A 3,634-nucleotide genomic window follows, 5' to 3' on the forward strand; every position below is an offset into this window, starting at 1 on the left:
CAGCACTGGCTCCGTAGACCACATTACTTTTGCCGTAATCCCGCTTAGTCGGTCCGCCAAAACCACCTCGATAATATTTCACTGCTGCCGCCGCTGACATCCAATCTAGAGCCGCTTTGGCCAGTTGTTTCACCTCCGGCTCCTTCGCAAAGTCGTAGAGATTTAGGTAAGCCGCAAAGGTGTGACCATGGTAAGTCTCTGAGTCCCACTCTCCCATACCAATGTTGTAGAGCGCCCAGACATAGCGCTGAATTTTCTTTTTATACAGACGCCTAGTCTCTTCATTTCCGGTTTCCTCCGCCATCAGATAAACGGCAATTTCTCGCATTGCCCGGAGATTGTCCGTGTTGCGTCCATCCACCCAACTTCCTCGCACATCGGGTCCCCAACCATCACCACCTTTTCCCTTACCATAAATGGGGTGAGGACGTCCATTGGGGTCTGTTTCTGTCCAGGTTTTAGCACCATCAAACATTCGTTGTTTGTAGGTCGGGTCGAGAAATTGCCCAAAGAAGAAGTATTTTCGGATTTGTCCCTTGAGGGTGAAAGCGTAATAGTAGTCAATACCCTCAGTGTGTTGGTTATCTTCAGCTTGGGCATCTTCTGATTGCAGAAACTCTAGGGCTTTCTCCCGATTGCCAGCAATAAAATCAAACATGGCATAGGGATAAGACCGCTTCTCATTTTCCCCGTAGTTGTTGCCATAACCTTTACCACCGTAGTACTGAATTGCCTGGTTGGCTCGCACCCAGAATTCTGATTCTAATTCAGGAGTCCACTGATTCCTATACTTGGTCGCAATCGGTAAGGGTTGAATCTGAATTAGATCAGTAACAGATTTGCTAATAACTGGTTTAGCTTGTAGCGCTGGTGCCGTCGGTATAACTTGGTGGGTACAGCCCAAGATAGCACCAGCGACAAAGAAAGCATTGCTTAATAATGGAATGATTTTAAGAGTGAGGTGGAATGGGCATCTTGGTGGAACTGGCATCTTGCCAGTTTCAATATATTTTCGCGCGGGCAGGATGCCCACTCTACTCCTATTCATGGGAAGATTCAGCCACGCCACAAAGGAAGCTACGAGTAAGTCACGAGATTTCCGAGATTTCACCAGATTTCACCATAAGTGCGCTCTTACCATTAAGAATTTTATTCGCCACAGGTCGCACCTGTTGTAGCGATTGGCCTCAATTCTTACACAACAACCAACACTGTACACCTGAGCGTCAACCCTAAATTAAACATCGGCACTTCACAATTTTTAATCATGGGCAATGGGGCTCAGAACGCTCAGGGATTCATACATTCAGGATATAGTCATGTTTGATTTAGTATTTGCTCGCAATTTGGCCACTACATTAATCATACTCACTCTGTTCATTCTTGGCTTAGACAAGTTGTATCGCCAGGATCAAAACGCTGGAAAACCCCAAAGGGTAAAGCACATGCAACACGCCCTTCGAGTCGGATTTGCGCTCAAGGCAACTCAATTCCGTTGAGATTCCCTGAACTAGGTGTGGAATAGGAGCCAGTTCCCTAGTTCGACCCAAGTTACTGGTTTGTCAGATGGCTGTGAATATTAGTAAACAATAAACCTATAGTAACCATGGATAAGGCAACTACGTAATTATTCGTAGGCCATTTATTGCGAGTGGCTCAGAGATTTCCGAGATTTTGCGGATCCGGTTTACTGTGATTTCCGATTACTCTTGTATATGGTAGTTTTAACCTTTTGCTGCATCCCCCTGGGGCACCCAACCGCCCATCAGGGGTTTTTTATATTCAGTGTGGCTAAATTTTATGAGTTATACTATGCTGTAGTCTTAACCGTAATTGAAGGAGAGAGCAGTGGGTAGTAGGAATCGGGTTTTGATAATGTCTAAATTAGGCTAACCGTCCCTACCCAGTCTTATCCACTCAACTCAAGGTCTCGCAACGTTACTACACTTTTAATAATCTGCAAAAAATTCAAGCTATACTAGTATTAGCCGGGAAAATACCTAAAGTTTTCCATATAAAGGAAAATCAATTTTAAGCTTTTTAAGTTTTGTAGCCCTATAAGTCAACTTAAAATGTGATATAATAGTTTTTGATTTGTTTTTAAACACTAAAACAATATCTATCAAATTTTTATGAAAATAATTAAAATACCACTAATAATAAATTCAGGAAATAATAATTCCAATTTTTGGGATAATTTTACTATAAAAAAATAGTTGTTTAATTTTAATTAAAGATATTTTTAATAATTAAAAATATTCGGTAAAGCCCGCCATAAAAAACACTCAAAAAAAACCGGTTCAATAAATACTAAAAAATCGGTTCAATAAATTATAATTGAAACGTGATAAAAATCAGCAGGAGAATGGGTGGATTCTTACCCATCTTCCCCATCTCCATAAATCATCTCCCTACAGGTGCAACGCTCCAGATCTATCTGTGGGGAGTCGTCAAACCTAACCAGTGCTGATGGTACACACCCCACTAAAAACGAGAATTACGGGCTTGCTCCATCAATTGCTCAGCCCTACGTCCCCACTGGGGATTACCTTGGCTATTGTAAAGGTCTCTAGCATACTGCAAGACTTGCAGAGCATCACTAAATCGGTTTTGGCGCAGAAATACTACACCAGCAGCATAATAGGCATTAGCGTAATTCGAGTTAGCTACCGCTGCTTGCTGGAAGGCTGCCAGAGCACCATCCAAATCTCTCTGAGTAAATAAAATTCCCCCGATATTGTAGTGGGCTTCGGGGTATTTAGGATTGATTTTGATCGCTTGCTCAAACGCCTTTTTTGCTTCCTCTAGCTTGCCCTGTTGCTTATAAATCAGTCCCAAATGATATGCCGGTTCGGGAGCATTACGGCTAAATTGCATTGCTTGTTTAAATGATGCGATCGCTTGTTGGGGTGTTCGCAACTGGGACATAACTAGACCCATGTTATAGTGAGCAACACCGAGTAATGGGTCAAGTTCCAGAGATCTTTCTAGATATTCCCGTGCCTGAGACAAATTCTTTCCTTCCAACAGGGCAGCCCCTAAATTAGCAAAGGCTAGAGCAAATTCTGGATCGGTCTGGGTTGCCCGATAAAAGGCATCGGCTGACGCCTGCAATTTACCAACCTGCCGCAATGCTAGACCCAAGTTGTAGTGTGCTGGTGCTAGCTTGGGATTCAGTTGGGCTGCCTTTTCGAACGCCACGATCGCTTCAAGTACCTTACTCTGTTGAATTAATGCCAGTCCTTGATTAAGTTGCTCAAGGGCTGCGGGTTGAGTTGGTTTGAGTGCTGGTAGATACTGAGACTGAGCGATTAGTCTAGTACTGTAACTGTAACGGCGAGTCAGGGGATGATGTCTACTCAGTCTCTCTGGTGAATCATTCAGATTATCTGGGTTAACCCCTAGGGCGTGGGAAACTAGTGGCTGCGTGAGCACCAACAGCGAACTCACTCCTAGGCAGAAATAGCCTCTGGCAGTGACTTTTCTGTTAACAAAGATTAAGTTTAATGGGAATAAATTTTGCTTAAGATTTTTGAAACATTTTTTTTTATAGTTGTTACGTGTATTCATATTTTTTGAAAATTAGTGACCTAGAGTTATCTTACTTAACAGTTTTAGTAGTTTACATTACAAG

General features: G+C 42.7%; 2 protein-coding genes and 1 pseudogene. 1 reads left to right on the forward strand and 2 read right to left on the reverse strand.

Annotated features, from left to right (window positions below; all coding sequences use genetic code 11):
* Window positions 1–1,111: pseudogene (locus tag F6K57_RS39640) on the reverse strand (hypothetical protein); the annotation flags it as partial.
* Window positions 1,112–1,319: 208 nt separating this feature from the next.
* Here F6K57_RS39640 and F6K57_RS39645 point away from each other — a divergent pair.
* Complete coding sequence (locus F6K57_RS39645; RefSeq protein WP_143727402.1) at window positions 1,320–1,499, forward strand: hypothetical protein; 180 nt, start codon at window positions 1,320–1,322, stop codon at window positions 1,497–1,499.
* 985 nt (window positions 1,500–2,484) lie between these two features.
* Here F6K57_RS39645 and F6K57_RS39650 read toward each other — a convergent pair.
* Window positions 2,485–3,435 (reverse strand): tetratricopeptide repeat protein, encoded by a 951-nt coding sequence (locus F6K57_RS39650; protein WP_364306069.1) that lies wholly within the window; start codon window positions 3,433–3,435, stop codon window positions 2,485–2,487.
* Window positions 3,436–3,634 lie beyond the last annotated feature (199 nt).

This window comes from Moorena sp. SIO4A5 (genome assembly GCF_010672005.1).
GTDB lineage: Bacteria > Cyanobacteriota > Cyanobacteriia > Cyanobacteriales > Coleofasciculaceae > Moorena.